Origin of the sequence: Sphingobium sp. ba1, from assembly GCF_000743655.1 — a bacterium.
Classification (GTDB): Bacteria; Pseudomonadota; Alphaproteobacteria; order Sphingomonadales; family Sphingomonadaceae; genus Sphingobium.
The window spans coordinates 2,992,773-3,015,010 of sequence record NZ_JPPQ01000069.1 but is presented as its reverse complement, the minus strand read 5'-3'; the positions used below and the strand labels follow the sequence as shown (position 1 = coordinate 3,015,010).

Below are 22,238 nucleotides of genomic sequence, written 5' to 3'. Positions count from 1 at the left end.
ATGTGCTGGTCCGTGCAATCGCCGCGATCATCGGCGGCTATGTCGTCACCGCGCTGGCCGTCGCCTGCCTGGCCCGCCTGCTGCCGATGCGCCACGCCGAGGCGAGCATCGCCGCAACGCTCGCCTCGTTCGCCATCTATGCGGGCATTATCGTCGCCATCTTCTGGGCCAAATCGATGCTGCGCGTCTGCATGGGCCTGGGCAGCGCGCTGCTTTTGCTGGGCGCTGCCCTGTATATCTCGATACTGACTGGAGGACGACTGTGAAGGAGAGTTTCCGGCAGTCGATGGCCTGGCTCCATACATGGACCGGCCTGATGTTCGGCTGGCTGTTGTTCGCAATGTTCCTGACCGGCACAGCCGCCTATTTCCAACAGGAAATCAGCCGCTGGATGCGGCCGGAACTGGTGGCCAATGCCGATCCTGCCAACGCCACACAGGCCGCCATCGATTACCTTCAGGCTAGGCAACCGGACGCAGAAAGCTGGTTCATCACGCCTCCTTCCGCGCGCAACCCGGCCACCGAGATATTCTGGCAACCCAAAAAGGTGGAGGGCAAGCCGCCAACCCGGCGCAAGCGAGGAGACACCAGCGCGACGCTCGATGGCGGCGGACATCCCGTCACGGTTCGCGAAACGCGCGGTGGCTTCTTCCTCTATCGCTTCCATTTCGACCTGCACTACATGCCGGTCATATGGGCGCGCTACCTCGTCGGCGTGGCGGCGATGTTCATGCTCGTCGCGATCCTGTCCGGGATCGTCACGCACAAAAAAATCTTCGCCGATTTCTTCATGCTGCGTTTCGGCAAGGGGCAACGAAGCTGGCTGGACGCGCATAATGTCACGGCAGTATTCGCCCTGCCCTTCTATCTGATGATCACCTATACCGGACTGGTCACGCTGGCGACCCAATATATGCCCTGGGGCGTCATGGCGAACTATGCGTCCACCGAGAGGTTCTTCGAGGAACTTTTCCCCGGCCGGGCGGGCGTTCCGCGCAGCGGCGTGGCCGCCCCGTTGGTCTACGTCAGCCCGTTGATGGCGATCGCGAGCCGGACATGGGGCGGCGCGGGGGTGGGATCAATACAAGTTACCAACCCCGGCGACAGTACAGCCACCATCACGCTGCGTCGTTCGGCCACCACCGCAATCGGTGCGCGCGGTGAGAGCATCGTCTTCGCCGGGCCGAGCGGCAAGCTGCTGGATCGGCACGCGCAGGAGGGCGGCGCACTCGCGACGCAGAGCGTCATGGTGGGCCTGCATGCCGGACGCTTTGCCAACTGGGGCTTGCGCTGGCTCTATTTCCTCTCCGGCATCGGCGGCACGATCATGGTCGGCAGCGGGCTGGTGTTATGGACCGTGAAGCGCCGCGCGAAGTTGCCTGATCCGATGCAGCCCCATTTCGGATTCCGTCTGGTGGAGCGACTCAATATCGCGGCGATCGTCGGCCTTCCGGCAGGACTGGCGACCTACTTCCTGGCCAATCGGCTGCTGCCCATCGCCATGTCCGATCGCGCGGAATAGGAAATCAACAGCCTGTTTCTGGCATGGGCGGGCGTCCTCTTCTGGGCCTGCTTCCGGCCGCAGCGGCGCGCATGGGTCGAAAGCCTGTCATGCGCCGCCGCCCTGTTCGTGGCCGTGCCAATTGTAAACGCCCTGACTGTCCCGCGTAACATGCTAACTGGCCTCATGACTGGCGACTGGCTGTTCGTCGCCTTCGACATGGCGATGGTAGCGCTGGCCTGCGCCTTGGGCTGGGCAGCGCGCAAGGCGGCACGAGCTAAACCTAAAACGATGCACAGAAACCGTCCGAACAGAAAGGAACTGATCACAGCATGATCCATATTTTGGCGATTTGCGCGTCCATCCTGGGGTTCGGATGCCTCTGCGCCGCGATGGCGCGACATCAGAAGGATATGCTGGGCCGCACACTGTCGCGCCAGGCACAGCCGTGGCTTCGCGGGGCGGGTGGCGCTGTCCTACTTGTCGCGCTGGCGACCGACATGGCCGGACTAGGGGCAGCTAATGGCGCGATCGCCTGGTTCGGTCATCTGACAATAGGTGCCGCGATGGCAGTGATAGGATTGAAATGGAAAACAGCCTGACGAAATCGCCATCGCCTTTTCGCGAAATCCCGCACTGATTACCCGTCCAAGGAGGTGGTTGGCGGATCTCATCGTACGAGCCTCAAGCTCGGTTGAGTGGTATTGAAACGCGAAAGGACCTCCAGCACTGTCGCCGACTAAACCGTTTGAACCGGGCGAAAGATAGTCCGCCTAGTTTGCGCGGATCATACCTGACGAGCAATAGCGCCAGTGCGCCTAACGGCACCAATCCGAAATCCCCATAGCCCAGTGCTTGAAGCCCCGCGGGTCGTACTTGTAAGAATTTCGTACGCCTGCCAGCACGCGAAACCCTTCGACATTCGGCCGTTCGTGAGCGCCATGCGGAACCGCAGGTCTTGTCAGGAACCGACGTCCAGAACTTACCCAACCGACCATTTGACGATGACAGAAACTGGACGGTCCCGGAATGGCAGGTCTCAGACAGCTAGTGGGAAAACCAGACTGACAGCACCCGCCGAGGTTCCGCACAGTGCCATGAGTTCATCAACGCCGGCATTGCGGATGATTTCCATGATGCTGATGCCCAAATGGGCATACAATCTACGTTCTTGCCCGTCACGGGTCGTCACGACGATCACGCTCAAAACGAACATCCTCGTCCCGCCACAACCATCATTCCCGGCGGCGGCTTCAATCGGCCAAAAGAGCGGTCACGGTCTTTGTCTCTGTATAATGGAGGACGCCTTCTTCACCAACCTCCCGGCCCCAGCCTGATTCCTTGACGCCGCCAAATGGGGCGGAGGGATCGTTCATCCCGTGCGTATTGATCCAGACCGTGCCGGCCTGAAGCCGTCGTGCGGTCAGATGGGCGCGGGACAGGTCGCGGGTCCAGATATTGGCAGCCAGGCCATAGCGGGAGTCATTGGCTTGCCTGACCACGTCATCGATATCGTCGAAGGGGGTCGCAACCAGCACCGGGCCAAAAATCTCCTCCCGCACGATGCTGGCATCAGCACCGGGATTGGCGAAGATCGTCGGCTCGACGAAATAGCCGTCCCGGTCCCCGGTCCCGCCACCTGTGACAAGGTCCGCGCCGGTCGCCTTGCCTTGCGCGATAAAGTCCAGCACGCGCCCCTGCTGCACTTTCGACACCAGCGGTCCGAGCATAGTGTCAGGATCGCGCCCATGGCCAAGTTTGAAGCTCTTAGCGACCTGCGCGATGCCATCGACCACCTTGTCGAACACCGACCGTTCGACATAGAGGCGCGAGGCGGCCAAGCAAACCTGTCCCGAATTGAAGAAAATGGCGAGCGCCGCGCCGATCGCCGCCTTGTCGAGATCGGCATCGGCGAAGATGAGCGAGGGTGACTTGCCGCCGAGTTCCAGCGTGACCCGCTTGAGGTCTTTCGCACAGGTCTGGACGATCTGCTTGCCGACGCGGGTCGATCCCGTGAAGGCGATCTTGTCGATGCCGGGATGCTCGACCAGCGCCTGCCCAGCCTCATGCCCATAGCCGGTGACGATGTTCAACACCCCTTCGGGCAGCCCCGCCTCCAGCGCCAGTTCCGCGAGGCGCAGCGCGGTCAGTGGCGTGACTTCGGACGGCTTCAGCACGATGGTACAGCCCGCTGCCAGTGCAGATGCGATCTTCCAGGCCGCCATCGCCAGCGGATAATTCCACGGCACGATTTGGCCGACAACACCGATCGGTTCGCGCACCGAGTAACTGTGATATTGGCGGCCATCGCCGGAAATCGGGTTCACCTGCCCATAAATCTTGGATGCCCAGCCCGCCATGTAGCGAAAGATATCGACGGCGGCGGGAACGTCCACCGCCAGCGCATGATGCACCGCCTTGCCATTGTCATAGCTTTCAAGCAGCGCCAGTTCCTGTGCATGATCCTCGATCTTGCGCGCGATCGCCTCGATGATCCGGCCGCGATCCAGCGGGCGCATCCGGCTCCAGGCCGCTGATTCGAACGCGGCCCGCGCTGCCGTGACCGCGCGATCAACATCGGCGGCCGTTCCTGCGGGAACAGCGGCGAACACCTTGCCGATAGCCGGATCTTCTACATCGATGACGCGGCCGTCCGCGGCCGCTTCCCATGATCGCCCGATCAACATTTTTTGCTGTGGAAGGCGGACCTCGAAACCGGCGTCACCATGTAATCCAGCGGCGATCGAAACGGGTGCAGTCATGGAACATGTCTCCGGGGATCGAAAAGAAAGAGCCGCGCCCGCCTTTCAGGGCGCGGCCCAGGGGGGAGCGGGTCAGAAGCGCGCCGACAGGGTCGCGCCGAACGTGCGTGGTCGTCCGGCAAAACGGACCGTCGTGTCCGTGATCCGCGTGGCGTTGGACCAGTAGTAGCTGTTGCCCAGATTCCGCACGAAGGCGCTGATCTTGTAGCGCTTGTCGGCAAAGGACAGGCCAGCGCGCAGATCGATCAGCGTATAATCCTCGATCGTCAGGCCACCCTGCGCGCTTAGGTCCGCCGATGGCGTGGCGCGGGCATTGCCCAGCACAGCCTTGGTATCGCTCTGGAAATTCAGATTGGCACCGACGAAAGCCTCGACGTTGTCGCTGAGCGCCCAGTCATATTGGGCATCGGTCACGATCTGAAATTTGGGCGTGTAGGGAAAGGCCGATCCGCCAAAATCCAGCTGGCTGCCATAGCTGTCATAGTTGACGAAACTGCCCTTGATCCGCGTGTCGAGATAGGTCGCGCCAATACTGACGCGCAGGCCATCGGTCAGCGCGAGGTCGAGTTGAATTTCCGCGCCCTTTACACGGCTTTTCGGGACGTTCACCAACGCTTCGAGCGGGCCGAACACATTGGGATTAGCGATCACGCGGCCCTTCAACTGCTTGTCGCTATAGTCGTAATAGAAGAGTGCGCCGTTGATCTGGGCGGTGTTCTCCAGCAAGGTCAGTTTCGCGCCGAGTTCATAAGCGGTCACGGATTCCTGCGTGACGGGATTGAACTGGTTGGCATCGCTGGCCGACAGCAGCGGAAAGCTACCCGACTTGTAGCCTTTGCTGACGGAAGCGTAGAGCAGCACGTCCCTGCTCGGCTTGTAATCGACACCCCCACGCCAGGATATATTATCCTCGTCCAGCGACTTGCGCACCTCGCCCACGGTCAGCGTCGATCCGTCGATCGTCACGCAGCCATTGGTGGGAATATCGATGGGCGCCAGCCCTGCGCCGCCGCGAATGAAGTTGATCAGATTTTCGATCCCCAGCCCCAACGCATTGCCGCGATCGGCCGTGCAACCGGCAAAATCGATATTGGTCTTGGTATAACGCACCCCGCCATGCACGGTGATGCTGTCACCGATGTCGTAGTCCAGATTGGCGAACACCGCCTTGTTCACGAATTTTTGGCGCGCATATTGGCTGTAGACGAAAAAGGGGATGCCAAGGCCGGCGTCGACGAAATTATAGGCCGATGTCGATTGGTCATAGGGACCGGCATCATCCTGCTGATAGGTTTTTTCGCGCGCATAATTGGCACCCAGAATATAGGTCAGGCCGCCAGTCCGCCCTTGCAGACGCAATTCCTGCGACAGTGCCGTGATCTTTCCGGTGGTGTTGTAGAAATAGTCACGCAGGGCGACGCCGTCCGGGTCGATATCCTGGTCATTATGATATTCCGACCAGCTGCTGATCGAGGTCAGGCTCACATCGTCGGTCAGATCGATATCCCCCCGGAACGAGGCCTGATAGAACCAGTCGTCACGCCGGGGCTTTTGTTCCGGCGTCCAGTCGGCATCACGATTGTTACGCGGCGCGATAGGATAGGTGGCCAGAGGCCCCAGCCGCGCGGGATTGCCCAGCGGCACCACACCGATCAGTTGCGCAGCCTGCCCATCGCTCTTGTCGATGAAACCGTTGAGGTTGAGCGAAAAGCGTGCGCTGTCGGACGGCTCGAAGTCGATCAGGATGCGGCCCGTGGTGAAGTTGCGATCGCCGAGCTTTTCATCGCGCGTGTAGCTACGTTGCCATGCCCCGCCCTGTTCGGTCCGCACCGCCACGCGTGCGGACAGCGTATCGCTGATCGGCCCGCTGATGAAACCGCCACCCGACACCTGTCCGAAACTGTCCAGACCCGCGTCAAGACCGGCTTTGAAGGTCGATGTCGGCTTGGCGGCGATATAGTTGATTGCACCGCCCGTCGCGTTCGATCCGAACAGCGTGCCCTGCGGCCCTTTCAGCACTTCCACGCGCTCCAGATCGAGCGTCGCACCACGCGTCATGATGGAAAAGGGGATCGGCACCTGATCCTGATAGATGCTGACGGTGGGCTTGGCAGCGAGGCTGGTGTCGTAAAAGCCGATGCCGCGCAATGTGTAGACCGGCGTTGCGAACGCGCTCTCGGTATAGTTGAAGCCGGGCACGATCTTTACCAGATCCGCGACATTGGTGATGCCCTGGTTCGCCAGCTTCTCGCCGGATGCCGCGGTGATCGACAGCGGCACATCGTTGATCGCCTGCTCGCGCTTCTGTGCCGTCACGACGATGTCGCCAAGGCCCGAGGATGTCGCCTGTGGCGCAGCGTCGGTCTGGCCCCAGGCCTGCGCATGCAATGCAACGGCCGATACGGTGGCGGCCAGCGTGATAAACCTCTTGGTCATGTTCAGACTCCTCCCATTTACCGCCTGGATGTTCCCATCCTGGGCCTGAGCGCCGGTGCCGCTTTGGCGGTGATCCAGCGGCGATGTGCGTCAGTTCTTCGTGAAGCGGATCGGCAGCGCCTTGTACCCGCCGACGAAGTTCGTCTCGACCATGCGGGGATCGCCCGCCATTTCGACCGAGCTGAGATGCGGCAGCAATTCCTCGAACAGGATGCGCATCTCCAGCTTGGCGAGATGCTGGCCCAGGCACATATGCGGACCAAAGCCGAAGGCGATGTGCGGATTGGGCGAGCGGGTGATGTCGAAGCGGTCAGCGTCGTCAAACACCGCCTCGTCGCGATTGCCCGACGGGTAACAGATCATCAGCCGTTCCATCGCGCGAATATCCATGCCGCGCACCTGCGTGTCGGCGGTGGCATTGCGCATGAAATGCTTGACCGGACTGGTCCAGCGGATCGCCTCATCCACGAGGCCAGGGATCAGCGACGGGTCCGCCTTCACCTTGGCCCAATTTTCGGGATAGACCATCATCCCGTGCAGCCCACCGGCGGTCGAGGACGACGTCGTGTCATGGCCCGCGGTGGCGATCGCGACATAATAGCCGTTCGCCTCATCGCGCGGGATCGGCGCGCCGTTGATCCGCGAATTGGCGATCAGCGACAACAGGTCATCGGTCGGCCTTTCCCGGCGGGCGGCACTCAATTTGTCGAAATAGGTGTAGAAATCCTCGATCGAGGCTGCCCATTGCTTTGCCGCGACCACCGGGTCCGCCGCCATTTCGGGCCGCTGTTCTTCGGGATCATGCACGCCGAAAAACTCCTGCGTCAACTTGAGCATCCGCGGTTCGTCTTCGGGTGGCACGCCGAACAGCGTCATGATGACGCGCAGCGGATAGTGCAGCGCAAAATCGCGGACGAAATCGCATTCGCCATCGAAGCTCAGCAGATTGTCCACCGACTGACGCGCCAGCACGCGGATCTGATCCTCCAGCTTGCTGATCTTGCCGGGCAGAAACCAGTTGGACGTCAGCGTGCGGTAGGACGCATGTTCGGGCGGGTCCATATAGGTCAGCGACGACAAGATGCGGATCGACCCGCCATTAATGTCCCGCGTGAAGGCGTCCGATGCCTGATCCACCAGAATCGGGTTGTGATCGGCATTGTGGAACAGCTTGCCGTTGCGTTCCACTTCCTTGATGTCGGCATGTTTGGTGACGACCCAGACCGGGTCATAGCCAGGCACCTGTGCGATACCCAGCGGCATATGTTCGCGCAGCCAGCGAAAAGCACCATAGATCGTCGCGTCGTCCGTATAGCTTTTGGGTGCGATCACGATCCGCGCAATGTCGTCGGGGATGATGGGACGCACGTCGGCATCCAGCGAAGTCGCCATGAAACTACCCTCTCCTACACGCTGTCCTAAGGACACTTACGTATTACGTATTGTCATTACGTAACTATGGACAAGCGGATTCGTCAATCGTAAAAAGAGGTCGGACCATTCGGCCTTTCAGGGACGGGAATCGCAGAAAATACGCGGCTTTACGGCGCAAATCATCCGTTCCCATCCCCGAAACTGAATGACGAACCCAAAGATTGAATAGGAGAAGGCCCATGGAAGTGAAGGCAGCTGTCGCCCGGATAGCGGGTGGTGACTTTACGCTAGAGCAGCTCACCCTGTCCGATATGCGCGCCGACGAAGTGCTGGTGCGGATCGTCGCGACGGGCCTGTGCCATACCGATATCGTCGTGCGCGATCAGTTGCTGCCGACGCCCCTGCCCGCTGTGCTGGGCCATGAAGGTGCAGGCATCGTCGAGGCAGTCGGCGCGGATGTCACCACACTCGTGCCGGGTGATCGCGTCGTGATGGGCTTTGCCGCCTGCCGCCAATGCCCCCAATGTGTTGCGGGGCACCCCGCCTATTGCCGCGATTTTTCCGCACTCAACTTCGGTGGCTGCCGGGCGGACGGCTCGACCTGCCTGCATGACGGCGTAGCGCCGGTCAGCAGTCACTTCTTCGGCCAATCCTCCTTCGCCAGTCACGCCATCGCGGCCGCCCATAATCTGGTGAAGGTACCGGCCGAAGCACCGCTCGAACTGCTTGGCCCGCTGGGCTGCGGTATCATGACCGGGGCGGGTGCAGTGATGAAGGCGCTCAAACTTCAGACTGGCGAGACCATCCTGATCACTGGCGGCGGCCCCGTCGGTCTGAGCGCCGTCATGGCGGCGAAGGCTTCGGGCGCAGGGGAGATCATCGTCGCCGATCCTTTGGCAACACGCCGCGCCATGGCGCTCGACCTGGGCGCGACCCATGTCATCGACGTGACCGCGGGCGACACCGCCGAACAGTTGCGCAAGCTGTTGCCCCAAGGCGTCGATTGCGTGCTGGACACGTCGGGCGCGGTCCCGGCGATCGACGCCGGCGTGGCCTCTCTTGCCCCTCTGGGGCGTCTTGCCATCGTCGGTGTGCCCAGGGCGCTGGATGCGGCGATCAGCCTCAACATCCTGACCCTCCTGTCGCTTGGCATCTCGATCTGCGGCGTGACCGAAGGCAATGCCGACCCGCAGACGTTCCTGCCCGAACTGATCGCGCTGAATGCCAAAGGGCTGTTCCCATTCGAGAAACTGATAACGACCTACAGGCTGGAAGACATCAACCAAGCGATCGAGGACCAGCATGATGGCCGCTGCGTCAAGGCTGTACTGACGATGGCGTGACCTTGCCCGCCGGGCGATCCGTTTCCTTGCCGGCGCGGATCGCCTCGACATGGCGGAAGAAAGCGCGCTGACGCATCAGGCCGAAGAAATCGAGCATGAGCGGAAGCGCATGTTCGACCATGGTGGCCGCTTCCGCCACATCGATATGCCCGTCGACCCGCTCCATGAAGGTCGACGCTTCCCAGCGTCCGACGAAATCCGCCGCCTCGGTGTAAAAGCCCAGTATGTCGGGCGTGTAATCCAGCCGCTGATCGAACCCGGCCTTGCGCATGTCGCCCCAGATACGCACCAGCTGCGCGCAGGTGATGCTCAGCGCCTCGCCCTGATCCGTTTCGATGATATCCAATATGCCGATCTTCGCGAGCGTGCGGGCATCCTCCGCCGCATGCGGATAGCGTTCCAGCAGCGACGCGATCGTCACCGGCGGCCCGTCGACGCCGACGCGATGCGCGACCAGTTGCTCCAGCTGGTCGAACGCGCTGGCCTCGACCCGGCCTTCGGTACCTTCACCGCCGATGATCGCCTTGATCTGTGCCAGCGTCAGCCGGTTCTCCCGCTGGAGCCGACGCACGGACAGGATCGCCTGGACATGCTCCTCGCCATAATCGGCAACCGTCTTGCGCGGCCGCTCCGGCTCCGGGATCAATCCTTCGCGCAGATAGACGCGGATCGTCTCCCGATGAACCCCCGTCCGATCCTCCAGTTCGCGCATCTTCATGATGGCGCTACAGCATGGCGCACCGGACAGGGCAAGCCGCTATGTTACTTATATACGCAAGGCTGAACGGTTCAGGCCGCGACCTTGCCGCCATCCTCCGCTTCCTGCATCGCGCTGAGCAGTCGCCGCGCCTGGTTGACCGCGCCGTCGCTGGCGATACCCACAAATGCCCGGTCCGGTTCGTCGTCGATCCGGCGCTGCTGCGCTTCGAGCGTTTCCTCATCCTCGGTGATGGTATCGAAAAACTGGTCGAACAGCACGTCCGGCACACCACTTTCCTTGGGCGCAGTGGTGCAGATGGTCCACAGATAATGGCTGGTCGTTTCCGTCTCCGGCGTGATGAAATGGTTGTTGGCCAGCATGAAGCCATTGTCGCGCTTGCCTTCATAGGCGCCGGTGCCAGCATCACAGCCCCCCGCGTTGACGCGGCACGTCATGCCGATGCCCGGCTCGAACCGCACTTCCTGCCAGCGATCAACCCGGCCCTTGAAGCCGCCAGCGTCGATATAGGATTTGGGCGGGATCGAATTGGGCATCTTGCGCAGCAACGTCACCTTGCGACCGTCGAACTCGACCTTGGTATCCGCATTATAATGCTGCTCCGGATTCCCGCCGATCGTGCGCGCATGGATATAGGGCACATGGGTCAGGTCCATGATATTGTCGATGATCAGCTGCCAATTGGCCTTCACCGGGAAATTATAGGGCCGCCACGTCCAGGCTGGATCATTATGTTCCGGGCTGTCGACGATGATCGACGGATCGGCCAGCGCCGGTTCGCCCATCCAGATCCAGATCAGATGATCCTTCTCCACCACCGGATAATGGCGGACATTGGCGGCGGCAGGAATGCGCGCCTGGTTGGGGATGCGGGTGCAGGTGCCCTTCCCGTCAAATTCCACGCCATGATAGCAGCAGCGGATGACGTCGCCATCGACATGGCCCGAAGAGAGCGGCATCGCCCGATGGCTGCACCGGTCCTCCAGCGCGGCGATCTCGCCGCTTTCGGTGCGGAACAGCACGACCGCCTTGTTCAGATATTTGCGCCCCAGCGTCTTGCCCGGTTCGATATCGGCAGCGAAAGCGGCCACATACCATGCGTTGTAAATGAACATGCTGCTCTCCATTATCCGGCCGGGCCGTTCACGGCTCCGGCGCTACCCTATTGTTGGTGGTTATTATGGATGGCCCGCGCAGAACCGCCAATCGCAATCCCATAACGCCATAAGAAAAGCGGGAAACAAAGACGGTAAAGCGGGATCACCGCAAATATAGCCCCCCATTCATGTCCAGCGTGGCGCCCACGAAGAACCCACCGCGATCCGAAGCCAGCAGTGCGGTCGCCGCCGCAATCTCGCCCACCTCCATGAAGCGGCCGACCGGCACCTCGCCCTCGACCTGTGCGATCTGTTCCGCCGACAGTCGCGCCTTGGCCGTGTCGATCGGTCCCGGCGCGATGGCGTTCACGGTCACGCCGGTCCCGGCCAGATAGCGGGCGAAATATTTGGTCAGCATGATCGCCCCGGCCTTGGAAGCGGCATAATGGGGGGAAGCCACCGTCCCGCCATTCTGCCCGGCGAGCGACGTGATATTGACGATCCGGCCATAGCCATTCTCGCGCATATGGTCGGAAAATATCTGGCAGCTCAGGAATACGCTGCGCATGTTGATCTGCACGATCGCGTCGAACTCTTCGGGGCTGATGTCCTGCGTCGGCGTGCGCTTGGCGAAGCCGGCATTGTTCACCACGATGTCGACCTTGCCCCACAGGCCCGCCATCTGATCCCGCGCAACGAGGAAATGCGCCTTCTCCCGCACGTCCAGCGTCAAGGCGATCGCCGTCTCGCCCGACGGATCGAGCGAGGCTGCTACCGCCTGCGCCACAGCGCTGTCCACATCGCTGACGGCCACGCGACCGCCCCCGGCATGGATTTCGCGCGCCACCGCCTCGCCCACACCACGGCCGCCGCCGGTCACCAGCGCAGTGCGGCCTGCAAAGGAAAAACTGCCATTGGCAGGCAGCGTGAAGTGATCGCTCATGATATCGTCCTGCAATGAAATGGCGGGGAAGGCCGCACCCTCCCCGCCCATGCCGTTCGTCAGCGGCGGATCGACAGCGTCAGGCCGTAGGTCCGCGGCGTGTTGGTAAAGATCTTCCAATAAGTCGTGCCATTGCCTGGTACGGCCAGGAAGGCGGTGATGTCGTCCGCATTCACGATCTGATAATTGTTGGTCAGGTTCTTGCCCCATAGGCCGATCTGGAAACGGCCATCGGCTGTTTCATAATTCAGGCGGGCATTGAGTGTCCGCCCCCGCGTGTCGCGATGCAGATTGTCATAGAGCCGCAGCGTATTGGCGTCGTCGGTCGAAATGCGGGTGGAGAAGTTGAAATCCGCCTGCGGCGTCAACGTCGCGCCATTGCCCAGCCGCCCGGTATAGGCCGCGCCGACGGTGAAGCTGTCACGCGGCGCGAACTTGGCCGGATTGCCCGAATAATCGAGGTTCACCAGCGGATCGCGCAGGTCGGTATATTTGCCCACCAGATGCGTATAATTGGCGGTCAGACGCAGGTCTTCGACCGGGCGAATGACGGATTCGACCTCCATGCCCTTCATCTTGAGCGTGCCATTATAGGTATGGGCAATACCGCCCGCGCCAGAAAAATTCTGGAGATTCTTGGTCGTCTGGTGGAACAGCGCGACGTTCAGATCCAGTTTATTGTCGAACAGGCGGGATTTCGCACCGATTTCATAATTTTCGGCATTTTCCGGCTCCAGCGGGATGGTCGGGTCGCGATAGGCATTGTCGACGAAGCCGCCCGATTTGAATCCCTTGGCATAGGTCGCATACATGTTGATCTGTTCGGTCGGCTCGAACTTGATAGTGAAGCGCGGCGTGAAGGCGTCCCAGGTGCGGCCGCCCGATGCGCGCACTTCGCCGGGGAAGCCGAAACCAGGAATGGCCCCTGCATCCGTCGTCGAAAAGGCACGATAATCGACCTTCTTGCGATCCGAAGTATAGCGACCGCCCGCAACCACGGCCAGATTGTCGGTGATTTCGAACGTCGCTTCGCCGAACACGGCCAGGCTGCGGACATTGCCGTCCTGGACGCGCGTGATGTTGGTGACGTCGGGATTGCGGCGGATGCTGCCGGGCACGGCCGATCCGGGCAGCGGGCTGTAGAAGAAGATGTTGGTCGTCGAAACATCCGCCGACAGGAAATAGGCACCCACGACATAGGAGAAACGGCCCGGTGCCGATGCGAACCGCACTTCCTGCGTGAAGCTGCGGTTCTTGACCACCTGGCGGCGGTCGAACACCGGCACGACCGTCCCCACCGGCACGTCGTCGTTGATCGCGCGGCTGTCGTTCATGCGATAGCCGGTGATTGACGTCAGCGTGCCGCCGAGCAGGTCGAGGTCACCGCGCAGATAGCCGCCGCGCAACCGCTGGCGATAGGGCGACGATACGAAGTCGTTATTGGTCCATTCGTCATCGGTATAGGCACCGAACGTATCGGGAATGACCTGATTGCCGCCAATGCCGAGTTGGATCGCGCCGCCATTGCCTTTGGTATAGCTATAATCGCCTGACAGGACGACCTGCAGCGTATCGGTCGGCTGGAACAGCAGCTTGCCGCGCGCCGAATAGCTGTCATATTTGCCATAACGTCCCGACTGGTTGGGCGTGTCGATCAGGCCATCGCTATGTTCAGTGCTAAACGCGAAGCGTCCGGCGATCTTGTCCTCTACCAGCGCGCCGTTCAGCATCCCTTCGGTCCGCACGAAGCCGCCATTGCCGCCACTGATCTGGGCGAAATAATCATCGTTGAATTCAGGATTGTTGGTGACCACCGCAATCGCGCCGCCCACCACATTACGTCCGAACAATGTCCCCTGCGGGCCGCGCAGCACTTCGACGCGGTTGGTGTCGTAGAAATTGGCGTTCAGGTCATTGTTGAACACATAATAAACGTCGTCCATGAAATAGGCAACCGGCGTGTCCAGCGTGGCGGTGCGGAACGTCGACACATTGCCACGGATCGCGACGATCGACAGCGACTTGTCGGCGGTGTTGATGGTGATGCCCGGCATCTGCTGCGTCAGCGCGGCGGGGCTGTAGACCTGCGCCTCGCGCAGCAATTCGCCGCCGAACGCCGCAATGGAAAAGGGCACTTCACGCACCGTCGATTCGCGCCGCTCGGCGGTGACGACGATGTCTTCGGGGAAGATCGCCTGCTGGGGCGCGGCGTCCTGCGGCACTGGCGGGTCGGCCTGCGCAAAGGCCGACACGCTCGTCATCGCGGCGATGATCGCGCCTATGGCGCAGGATGTTTTGAAGCTGAAAGGCATTCCCGGACTCTCCCTTGACAACACGGCTTGATGCCGTCTGCCAACCGTGAAGCAGCAAAAACAAAAGAGGCGCAATAGCTTCGTCCCGGTTATTGAATGGTCCGACCACATTCCGATTGGGGCGGGGCGTGGAGTGGCTCTAGTCAGGGATCAGGGAATGGCGCTGGCTTCGATTCACGCGGCGCTGCCAATGACAAGCAAGGAAGAGGCTGAAAAACTCATGCAGTCCACAGATAGCGCCGACATGACCAGGGTAGGACCGGGCACGGTCATGGGCACGATGATGCGCCAATATTGGCTGCCCGCCTGCCTGTCGTCCGAAGTTGCCGCCGATGGCGATCCGTTGCGCCTGATGATCCTGTGCGAAAAGCTGATCGCCTTTCGCGACAGCTCAGGCCGCGTAGGCATCATGGACCATCGCTGCCCACATCGCTGCGCGTCGCTGTTCATCGGCCGCAACGAAGAAAACGGCATACGCTGCGTTTATCATGGCTGGAAGTTCGACGTCGACGGCAAGTGCGTCGACATGCCGTCCGTCCCCGCCCGCATGGACTTCAAGGACAAGGTCCATGCCAAAGCGTATAAGACGCACGAAGCCAACGGCCTGATCTGGGTCTATATGGGCGAAAACCAGTCCGCCCCGCCGCCCTTGCCGGAAATCGAAGCGACGATGCACCCGGACGCCGAAATCTGGTGCCTGCAGCGCGACTGCAACTGGCTTCAGGCGCTGGAGGGTGACATCGACACCAGCCATGTCGGCTTCCTGCATGTCGGCTCGATTGAGGCAGACGATCTGGATGAGGATCATCCGATGCGCCCGACCGTCCTCAACCGCGCGCCCGATTATGAAGTCGCGCAGGCCGACTGGGGCGTCATGTATGGTGGCTATCGCCCGAATGATGATGGCCAGATGAGCTGGCGCGTCGCCCACTATATGTTCCCCTTCTGGACGCAGACGCCCAACAATCGCTTCGCCACCCGCGCCATTGCCCGCGCCTGGGTGCCGATGGACGACGAACATTCGATGCTGTTCGACATCACCTGCGGCGTGGACGCGGGCAACCCGGCCTATACCTCGACGCTCAAGGACGGCACGCCCTTGTTCGCGCCGCTGGAATATGCGCCGACGACCACCGACTGGTTTGGCCGCTGGCGCTCGCCCGATAGCGAGAAGAATGACTGGGCGATCGACCGTGAATCCCAGCGCAACGGCACCCAGTTCACCGGCATCCCCAACATCACGATGCAGGATCAGGCGGTGACCGAAAGCATGGGACCGATCACCGACCACAGCTTTGAAAATCTGGCGCCGACCGACCAGATGATCGCCCGCGTGCGCCGCCGCGTGCTGCTGGCCGCCCGTGCGCTCGCCAACAAGGGCACGCTGCCGCCGGGCATCGAAGACCCCAGCATCTTCTATCGCGCGCGCGCAGGCTCCTTCCTGCACGACCCCAGCGACACGCTTGCCAACGCCTATGAATCGGCACTGGCCAAGGCGGTACGCTGGCCCGACAAGGTCGAAGCGGCTGAGTGACACATATATAAGGGCCGGGGCGATCCATGCCCCGGTGCCTCAGACAAGGATGACAGAGGTGACGACACGCATTGCGGTTTGTCCGGTTCGCCGATCCATGGCGCCCCGGCCCTGCCAAGAGACGCATCGCACCGGACGGAGAGGGTGATGCGCGCACGATTGAAGAATATCCGCTGGGAAGCCGAAGGCATCAACAGCTACATCCTCGAACCGGTCGATGGCGGGCTGATGCCGCCCTTCGATCCCGGCGCACATATCGACGTGCAGCTTTCCCCCGGCTTGGCGCGCAGCTATTCGTTGGTCAATGATCCCGCCATTCGCGGCTATTATGAAATCGCCGTCCATCATGCGATCGACGGTCGCGGCGGATCGCGCCACATCCATGAAAAATGGCAGGTCGGCCAGATCCTCGACATCTCGGAACCGAAAAACAATTTTCCGATGGTGGAGGATGCCAGCCACACCGTGATGATCGGTGGCGGGATCGGCATTACGCCGATGTTGCCCATGATCGCGCGTCTCGAAAAACTCGGCAAAAGCTGGGAACTCCATTATGTCGCCGCCTCGCCTGAGCGCGCCGCCTATGTCGATCGCCTGTCTGATTATGACCAGGTGGAAATCGCCTATGACGGCATTCCCGGCGGCCGCCGCCTGGACCTCAAGGCCATCTGCGCGGCTGCGCCTGCCGACGCGCATCTCTATTGCTGCGGTCCGGGCGGGATGCTCGATGCTTTCGTGGCGATCAATTGCGACCGGCCCAAGGGCCACGCCCATATCGAATATTTCTCGGCCGAAACCGAAATGGCGACCGAGGGCGGCTACACGCTGGAACTGGCCAAAAGCGGCAAGACCATCGCGGTGGAAGAAGGCGAAACGATGCTCGACGCGCTGCTCAGCGCCGGTGTCAATGTCGGCTTTGCTTGTTCGGAAGGAATTTGCGGCACCTGCGAGGTCAAGGTGCTGGACGGCATTCCCGACCATCGCGACCATTTCCTGTCGGATGACGACAAAGCCGCCAACAGGTCGATCATGGTCTGCTGTTCGGGGTCGAAAAGTGCCAACCTCGTCCTCGACATCTGATTGCGATATTCCGGTTTTTCAATTGCCTGTCGATAAATGAATAGAGCGGCCACACATGGCCCAGGATAAGGAGAAGGTGTTGGCGGTCGTCCCAATGAAAGGCAGCAGTAAAGGGATGCTGGATGACATACCCATGTCGTCCTACCAGATCTGGTCCGTGCTGATGATCGCCGCGACCGTCATTCTCGACGGCCTCGACAATCAGATGCTTGGCCTAGCCGCGCCCTCCTTGCTCCAGGAATGGGGCATCGACCGCACGGCATTGGGGTCCGTGTTTGCGCTGGGCTTTGTCGGCATGGCCATCGGCACGCTGACGTCGGGCTGGGTCGGCGACCGTTTCGGACGGCGCGGCGCGCTCATCATCGGCGTCGCCATCTTCGGCGTTGCGACCTTGCTTACCGGCTTTTCCACGGCATTGTGGCAGGTTGCCGCGCTCAAGACGCTGGCGGGCGTGGGCCTTGGCGGCGTCCCCGGCACCGCCAGCGCCATGATCGCCGAATTCACCCCCGTCCGCTGGCGCAGCGTCGCCGTCACCTTCGGCGTGGTGTGCGTGTCGATCGGCGGGATATTGGGCGGGGTCGCGGCCGCGCTGATCCTGCCGGGCCTTGGTTGGCGCTGGCTCTTCTATCTCGGCGGCAGCGTGACGATGATCTTCGTCGCATGGCTCTGTTTCATCCTGCCCGAATCCCCGCGCTATCTGGCGGAACGGCCCGATCGCGCCGCTGAACTCGACCGCATCTTGCGCCGCATCGGGCACCCTGATCCCGCCTCTGTCGCCCACATCCCGCTCGCCGCCGGGGAAGCACCCCGCTACGAACCGATGCGCAACCTGTTCGGCACGGCCCTGTTGCGCGATACGCTGGCGCTGTCGGTGGCGATGTTCTCCGGCATGTTCATGATCTATCTCATGTTCAACTGGGCGCCGACCATGCTCACCAGCGCGGGCTTCGGCCTCCAGACCGCCAGCCTTGGCCTTACCAGTTTCAACATCGGCGGCACCATCGGCGCGATGATCGCGTCGCTGGCCATCATCCGCTTCGGATCGCGCCCGGTGCTGATCCTGATGGCGATCGTCGGGGCGGCCGTCTGCGCCACGCTCGCCCTGCTCCCCATCAGCGGCGCGCGGAACGAAGGCGCTGTCCTTGCCTGCCTCGGCGCGCTCGGCCTGTTCGCCAGTGCAGCCCAGTCGGCCATGTTCGCGGTGGGCGCACACGCTTTCCCCACCGGCCTGCGCGCCCGTGGCCTGGGCCTGATGGGCGCGGCGGGCCGGGTCGGCGCGATCGTCAGCGCGGTGGCGGGCTCGTTCCTCATCGACTGGGGCAATCTCGGCTTCTTCGGCGCGCTCGCCGCCCTGATGCTGGTCAACGCCTTGGGCTTCATCGCCGTGCGGGGCCATGTGCCCGCCATCGGCCGCAAGGATGCACAGATATGAGCGACAGCTTCGACTATATCGTGATCGGCTCCGGCTCGGCGGGCAGCCTGATGGCCAATCGCCTGTCCGCCGACCCGGCCAACCGCGTCGCTCTGATCGAAGCCGGGCCATCCGACAAACAATGGCCGGTGAACCTCAAAACCGCGATGCCGGTCGGCAATATCTTCCTGCTGCCGCACGCAAAATATAACTGGAAACAGGCGCTGACCGGCAACGCCGCCGTCAACGACCGTACGATCAACTTTCCGCGCGGCAAGCTGTTCGGGGGATGCAGCGCCATCAACGGTGGCGTCTACATTCGCGGGCAACGGGCGGACTATGACGCCTGGGCCGATGCGGGCAATGATGGCTGGGCCTATGACGATGTCCTGCCCGCGTTCAAGGCGGTCGAAAATTACGCCGGTCCCGATACGCCCTGGCACGGCAAGGGCGGCGAACTGGACGTGCAGAAGCCCAAAAGCTGGAACCCCGTCAGCGCCGCAATCGTCGACGCGGCAGAACAAGCCGGGCATCGCCGCAATGATGATTTTGCCAGCGATCGGCAGGACGGCTTTGGCCGTTACGACCTCAACCAACGCAACGGCACCCGCCTGTCGAGCGCCCGCGCCTTCCTCCACCCCGCACTGGATCGCGCCAACCTGACCGTCATGGCGGACACCATGGTCCGCCGCATCCTGTTCGACCGGGGTCGCGCGGTGGGGCTGGAAATAGAGACGAACGGCGCGCGCAGCACCATCGCGGCGCGGCGGGAGATCATCCTGTGCGCGGGTGCGACCAATTCGCCGCAACTGCTGATGCTGTCAGGCATCGGGCCGCAGCATCATCTGCGCGAGATGGGCATCGACCTGGTCCACCATTTGCCCGGCGTCGGCGCGCATTTGCAGGACCATCCCACCGTCCATGTCGCGATGGAGAACCCGTCGGCGGAATCCTATGCCGTATCGGCCAAGGTTCTGCCCCGCATCCTGGCCAGCCCGTTCAAATATCTCTTAAAGCGCGAAGGAATGCTGGCGTCCAATGTCGCGGAGGCCGGCGGTTTCCTTTGCACCGACGGAACGGGTCGCCCGGATATTCAGATCACCTTCCTCGCCGGGCTGAAGCTCGACGCCCGTTCGGTCCCCCGCCGCCACGGCTATATGGGGCTGATCCAGCTGCTGCGTCCCAAAAGCAGCGGGTCGGTTCGCTTGGCCAGCAACCGGCCGGAGGACAAGCCGGTCATCGATCCCAATTTCTTTGCCGATCCCTATGACATGCAGACGCTGATCGCCGGGTTCCGCGCCTGCCGCCATATCTTCGCCCAGCCCGCACTCGCCGCCATGACTGGTGCGGAAATCGAGCCGGGCGCTCAGCATCAAAGCGACGCCGAGATCGACGCCGCCCTGCGCAAGATCGTCAACACTGCCTATCACCCCACCGGCACCTGTAAAATGGGGCCGGACAGCGACCCGATGGCCGTCGTGGACAATCGCTTGCGCGTGCGCGGCGTGTCGGGCCTGCGCGTCGTCGATGCTTCCGTCATGCCGGACATCATCAGCGGCAACACCTCCGCCCCCACCATGATGATCGCTCAGCGCGCAGCGCAGTTCATCCTGCAAGACGCCGTCACATCCAACATCGCCGCCTGAAAGAGCCCTTCATGACCCAGCTTATCATCCCCCCCGCCCCGCCCTGCTCGACACCCCGCATCAGGACATGCTGATCGGCGGCCAGCGCGTCCCTGCATTGTCGGGGCAGCGGTTCGAGACCCGCAATCCCGCCACTGGCGATCTGTTGGCTACCGTTGCGCAGGGCGGGGCGGAGGATGTCGACCGCGCGGTCAAATCGGCCCGCGCCGCGTTCGAGGGGCCATGGCGGCGCATGAAGCCGGTGGAGCGCCAGCGCATCATGCTGCGCCTCGCCGATCTGGTGGAACAGCATTTCGAGGAACTGGCGATGCTCGACACGCTGGACCTTGGCGCACCCTATAGCCGCACAATCATGGGCAAGGCGCGCGCCGGTGCGCTGCTGCGCTATTATGCGGGGCAGGCAACGCTGATCGCGGGCGATACGATCGACAATAGCGCGATGGGCGACGTCCTCTCCCACACGCTCAAGGAACCGATCGGCGTGGTCGCAGCAATCAACCCATGGAACGGCCCGATCGGCATGTCGGTGTGGAAGGCGGGGCCGGTACTCGCCACCGGCTGCACCCTCGTCATGAAGCCCGCTGAACAGACGCCCCTTTCCGCGCTGCGCTTTGGCGAACTATGCCTGGAAGCGGGCGTACCGGACGGCGTCATCAACATCGTCACGGGCCTTGGCGATGCAGGCGCGGCGCTCTCCAGCCACCCGGACGTCGACAAGATCGCCTTCACCGGCTCCACCGGCGTCGGTGAAAAAATCCTGCACGCCGCCGCCGGAACGATGAAGCGCGTAACGGTGGAACTGGGCGGCAAGTCGCCCAACATCGTCTTTGCCGACGCTGATCTCGACAAGGCCGTCCCTGCCGCCGCCATGGCCGTGTTCGCCAATGCCGGGCAGATTTGCAGCGCGGGCACGCGCCTGTTCGTGCAAAGCTCAATCCACGACGAAGTCATGGAGCGCCTCGCCGCCTTCACGAAGACGATCAAGGTCGGCGATCCGCTTGGCCCGACCACCCAGATGGGACCGGTCGTATCCCTGGCCCAGATGGACAAGATCCTCGCCTTCATCGACGGCGCGAATACAGAAGGTGCCCGTCCGCTGACCGGCGGCAATCGCATGAGCGGCGCTGGCTATGATGCCGGCTATTTCATCGAACCCACCATCTTCACCCATGTCGCCGACGACATGACGATCGCGCGGGAAGAGATTTTCGGCCCGGTGCTCTCCGCCTTCACATTCGAGCACGTAGAGGAGGTTCTAACCCGCGCCAACGCCACCGAATTTGGCCTGGGAGGCGGCGTATGGACCCGCGACCTGGCCACCGCGCACCGCATGGCGCGTGGCATCCGCGCCGGGTCCGTCTGGGTCAATTGCTACCAGATGCTCGACCCCGCCGTCCCCTTCGGCGGCTATCGCATGAGCGGCTTCGGCCGCGAGTCCGGCCCGCACCATATCGAGGATTATTTGGAAACGAAGGCGGTCTGGATCAACCTGGACTGAGGCGCGTATCCTGCAGCAGAACAACAGCAATGGCGTGCATCTGGAGGAGGAGATGATCCTCCAGATGCAAAGGCTGGCAACTGGCCGCACCGACGAAGCGCTTAACGCCCGCTTCGGCATCAGCTACAATACATGGCGCAAATTGCTCGCCGGACAGCCGATCCGCCCTTCGCTTGCTGATCGTCTGAAGGGCCGCATCGCCGCGCTTGAGGCCGGCAACCCGCGATAGCCTCACACCCAGCCCGATTCCCGCAAGTCAGGCGGCGCGCCTGCCACCCGCTCCCCCTTGGCCGCCTCGCCCAGCATTTCCAGAAAGCGCCGCTGCGTCGCGGTCGGGCGCCAGCTGCGCCGCGTCGTGATCCCTACCACGCGCTTGCTGCCTTCCAGCGGCGGCCCGACCTGCGTCAGCAGCCCGCTGCGGATCTGCAACGCCACCTGATCGGGCGACAGCAGTGTCAGAAAATCCCCCTCCGTCAACAACCGCCCGATAATCATCACCGACCCGCACTCGACCGGCGTCGCTGGCACCTTGCCTGCCCCGAACAGCTTTTCCCACTGTTCGCGCAATGGCGAATTGGCGGGC

19 protein-coding genes are annotated in these 22,238 nt (G+C 62.3%); 10 read left to right on the top strand and 9 right to left on the bottom strand.

Features of this window, described 5'->3' with window-relative positions:
* Nucleotides 1–2: 2 nt before the first annotated feature.
* From IL54_RS17865 to IL54_RS17855, 3 genes are all read left to right on the top strand, one after another.
* Entirely contained in the window at nucleotides 3–266 is a 264-nt protein-coding gene (locus tag IL54_RS17865; RefSeq protein WP_237236329.1) for a hypothetical protein, read from the top strand.
* Nucleotides 263–1,522 carry a PepSY-associated TM helix domain-containing protein gene (locus tag IL54_RS17860; protein ID WP_237748928.1) on the top strand — a complete coding sequence of 420 codons (1,260 nt, stop codon included), beginning with the start codon at nucleotides 263–265 and terminating at the stop codon, nucleotides 1,520–1,522. Before IL54_RS17865 ends, IL54_RS17860 begins: the two co-directional genes overlap by 4 nt.
* Nucleotides 1,523–1,833: 311 nt before the next feature.
* Nucleotides 1,834–2,103 (top strand): DUF3325 domain-containing protein, encoded by a 270-nt coding sequence (locus IL54_RS17855; protein ID WP_037477422.1) that lies wholly within the window; start codon nucleotides 1,834–1,836, stop codon nucleotides 2,101–2,103.
* A gap of 437 nt (nucleotides 2,104–2,540) precedes the next feature.
* On the opposite strand, the gene IL54_RS24325 is transcribed toward IL54_RS17855, so the two are convergent.
* The 4 genes from IL54_RS24325 to IL54_RS17835 form a co-directional block, all read right to left on the bottom strand.
* Nucleotides 2,541–2,708 (bottom strand): hypothetical protein, encoded by a 168-nt coding sequence (locus tag IL54_RS24325; RefSeq protein WP_156106254.1) that lies wholly within the window; start codon nucleotides 2,706–2,708, stop codon nucleotides 2,541–2,543.
* A gap of 46 nt (nucleotides 2,709–2,754) precedes the next feature.
* Nucleotides 2,755–4,263, bottom strand: coding sequence for an aldehyde dehydrogenase family protein (locus IL54_RS17845; protein ID WP_237748927.1), 1,509 nt, complete (start codon nucleotides 4,261–4,263; stop codon nucleotides 2,755–2,757).
* Between the two features lie 72 nt (nucleotides 4,264–4,335).
* On the bottom strand, nucleotides 4,336–6,699 hold the full coding sequence (locus IL54_RS17840) for a TonB-dependent receptor (RefSeq protein WP_037477420.1): 2,364 nt from the start codon (nucleotides 6,697–6,699) through the stop codon (nucleotides 4,336–4,338).
* Nucleotides 6,700–6,789: 90 nt separating this feature from the next.
* Nucleotides 6,790–8,091, bottom strand: coding sequence for a cytochrome P450 (locus IL54_RS17835; protein WP_037477418.1), 1,302 nt, complete (start codon nucleotides 8,089–8,091; stop codon nucleotides 6,790–6,792).
* A gap of 221 nt (nucleotides 8,092–8,312) precedes the next feature.
* On the opposite strand from IL54_RS17835, the gene IL54_RS17830 reads away from it, so the two are divergent.
* Complete coding sequence (locus tag IL54_RS17830) at nucleotides 8,313–9,416, top strand: NAD(P)-dependent alcohol dehydrogenase (protein ID WP_037477416.1); 1,104 nt, start codon at nucleotides 8,313–8,315, stop codon at nucleotides 9,414–9,416.
* Here IL54_RS17830 and IL54_RS17825 read toward each other — a convergent pair.
* The 4 genes from IL54_RS17825 to IL54_RS17810 all read right to left on the bottom strand — a co-directional run bounded on the left by IL54_RS17825 (nucleotide 9,391) and on the right by IL54_RS17810 (nucleotide 14,486).
* Nucleotides 9,391–10,134, bottom strand: coding sequence for a MerR family transcriptional regulator (locus tag IL54_RS17825; RefSeq protein WP_052027742.1), 744 nt, complete (start codon nucleotides 10,132–10,134; stop codon nucleotides 9,391–9,393). The two genes, IL54_RS17830 and IL54_RS17825, sit on opposite strands and share 26 nt — an antisense overlap.
* A gap of 71 nt (nucleotides 10,135–10,205) precedes the next feature.
* Nucleotides 10,206–11,249, bottom strand: coding sequence for an aromatic ring-hydroxylating dioxygenase subunit alpha (locus IL54_RS17820; protein WP_037479167.1), 1,044 nt, complete (start codon nucleotides 11,247–11,249; stop codon nucleotides 10,206–10,208).
* A gap of 145 nt (nucleotides 11,250–11,394) precedes the next feature.
* Nucleotides 11,395–12,174: an SDR family NAD(P)-dependent oxidoreductase gene (locus IL54_RS17815; RefSeq protein ID WP_052027803.1), complete on the bottom strand. Its 780-nt coding sequence runs from the start codon at nucleotides 12,172–12,174 to the stop codon at nucleotides 11,395–11,397.
* 59 nt (nucleotides 12,175–12,233) lie between these two features.
* Nucleotides 12,234–14,486 (bottom strand): TonB-dependent receptor, encoded by a 2,253-nt coding sequence (locus tag IL54_RS17810; protein ID WP_037477414.1) that lies wholly within the window; start codon nucleotides 14,484–14,486, stop codon nucleotides 12,234–12,236.
* Nucleotides 14,487–14,706: 220 nt separating this feature from the next.
* Here IL54_RS17810 and IL54_RS17805 point away from each other — a divergent pair, with 220 nt between their 5' ends.
* The 6 genes from IL54_RS17805 (at nucleotide 14,707) to IL54_RS25050 (ending at nucleotide 21,884) form a co-directional block, all read left to right on the top strand.
* Nucleotides 14,707–16,020 (top strand): Rieske 2Fe-2S domain-containing protein, encoded by a 1,314-nt coding sequence (locus tag IL54_RS17805; protein ID WP_037479160.1) that lies wholly within the window; start codon nucleotides 14,707–14,709, stop codon nucleotides 16,018–16,020.
* A gap of 147 nt (nucleotides 16,021–16,167) precedes the next feature.
* The gene (locus IL54_RS17800; RefSeq protein ID WP_037477412.1) at nucleotides 16,168–17,100 is read left to right on the top strand and encodes a PDR/VanB family oxidoreductase; all 933 of its coding nucleotides are present in this window, start codon (nucleotides 16,168–16,170) and stop codon (nucleotides 17,098–17,100) included.
* Between the two features lie 55 nt (nucleotides 17,101–17,155).
* The gene (locus IL54_RS17795; protein WP_237748926.1) at nucleotides 17,156–18,532 is read left to right on the top strand and encodes an MFS transporter; all 1,377 of its coding nucleotides are present in this window, start codon (nucleotides 17,156–17,158) and stop codon (nucleotides 18,530–18,532) included.
* Nucleotides 18,529–20,157, top strand: a complete 1,629-nt coding sequence (locus IL54_RS17790) for a GMC family oxidoreductase (RefSeq protein ID WP_037477410.1) — start codon at nucleotides 18,529–18,531, stop codon at nucleotides 20,155–20,157. The genes IL54_RS17795 and IL54_RS17790 overlap by 4 nt, the downstream gene beginning before the upstream one ends.
* A 67-nt stretch (nucleotides 20,158–20,224) precedes the next feature.
* Nucleotides 20,225–21,655, top strand: a complete 1,431-nt coding sequence (locus IL54_RS17785) for an aldehyde dehydrogenase family protein (protein ID WP_156106253.1) — start codon at nucleotides 20,225–20,227, stop codon at nucleotides 21,653–21,655.
* A gap of 52 nt (nucleotides 21,656–21,707) precedes the next feature.
* Nucleotides 21,708–21,884: a hypothetical protein gene (locus IL54_RS25050; protein ID WP_193378881.1), complete on the top strand. Its 177-nt coding sequence runs from the start codon at nucleotides 21,708–21,710 to the stop codon at nucleotides 21,882–21,884.
* A gap of 2 nt (nucleotides 21,885–21,886) precedes the next feature.
* Here the strand turns inward: IL54_RS25050 and IL54_RS17775 are convergent.
* A partial coding sequence (locus tag IL54_RS17775) for a LysR substrate-binding domain-containing protein (RefSeq protein WP_037477404.1) occupies nucleotides 21,887–22,238 on the bottom strand: 352 nt, incomplete at its 5' end.

Coding starts and splice junctions, on each gene's coding strand:
- IL54_RS17855 (WP_037477422.1), top strand. CDS start 1,834: ATGATCCATATTTTGGCGATTTGCGCGTCCATCCTGGGGTTCGGATGC.
- IL54_RS17845 (WP_237748927.1), bottom strand. CDS start 4,263: ATGACTGCACCCGTTTCGATCGCCGCTGGATTACATGGTGACGCCGGT.
- IL54_RS17840 (WP_037477420.1), bottom strand. CDS start 6,699: ATGACCAAGAGGTTTATCACGCTGGCCGCCACCGTATCGGCCGTTGCA.
- IL54_RS17835 (WP_037477418.1), bottom strand. CDS start 8,091: ATGGCGACTTCGCTGGATGCCGACGTGCGTCCCATCATCCCCGACGAC.
- IL54_RS17830 (WP_037477416.1), top strand. CDS start 8,313: ATGGAAGTGAAGGCAGCTGTCGCCCGGATAGCGGGTGGTGACTTTACG.
- IL54_RS17825 (WP_052027742.1), bottom strand. CDS start 10,134: ATGAAGATGCGCGAACTGGAGGATCGGACGGGGGTTCATCGGGAGACG.
- IL54_RS17820 (WP_037479167.1), bottom strand. CDS start 11,249: ATGTTCATTTACAACGCATGGTATGTGGCCGCTTTCGCTGCCGATATC.
- IL54_RS17815 (WP_052027803.1), bottom strand. CDS start 12,174: ATGAGCGATCACTTCACGCTGCCTGCCAATGGCAGTTTTTCCTTTGCA.
- IL54_RS17810 (WP_037477414.1), bottom strand. CDS start 14,486: ATGCCTTTCAGCTTCAAAACATCCTGCGCCATAGGCGCGATCATCGCC.
- IL54_RS17805 (WP_037479160.1), top strand. CDS start 14,707: ATGCAGTCCACAGATAGCGCCGACATGACCAGGGTAGGACCGGGCACG.
- IL54_RS17800 (WP_037477412.1), top strand. CDS start 16,168: ATGCGCGCACGATTGAAGAATATCCGCTGGGAAGCCGAAGGCATCAAC.
- IL54_RS17795 (WP_237748926.1), top strand. CDS start 17,156: ATGGCCCAGGATAAGGAGAAGGTGTTGGCGGTCGTCCCAATGAAAGGC.
- IL54_RS17790 (WP_037477410.1), top strand. CDS start 18,529: ATGAGCGACAGCTTCGACTATATCGTGATCGGCTCCGGCTCGGCGGGC.
- IL54_RS17785 (WP_156106253.1), top strand. CDS start 20,225: ATGCTGATCGGCGGCCAGCGCGTCCCTGCATTGTCGGGGCAGCGGTTC.
- IL54_RS25050 (WP_193378881.1), top strand. CDS start 21,708: ATGATCCTCCAGATGCAAAGGCTGGCAACTGGCCGCACCGACGAAGCG.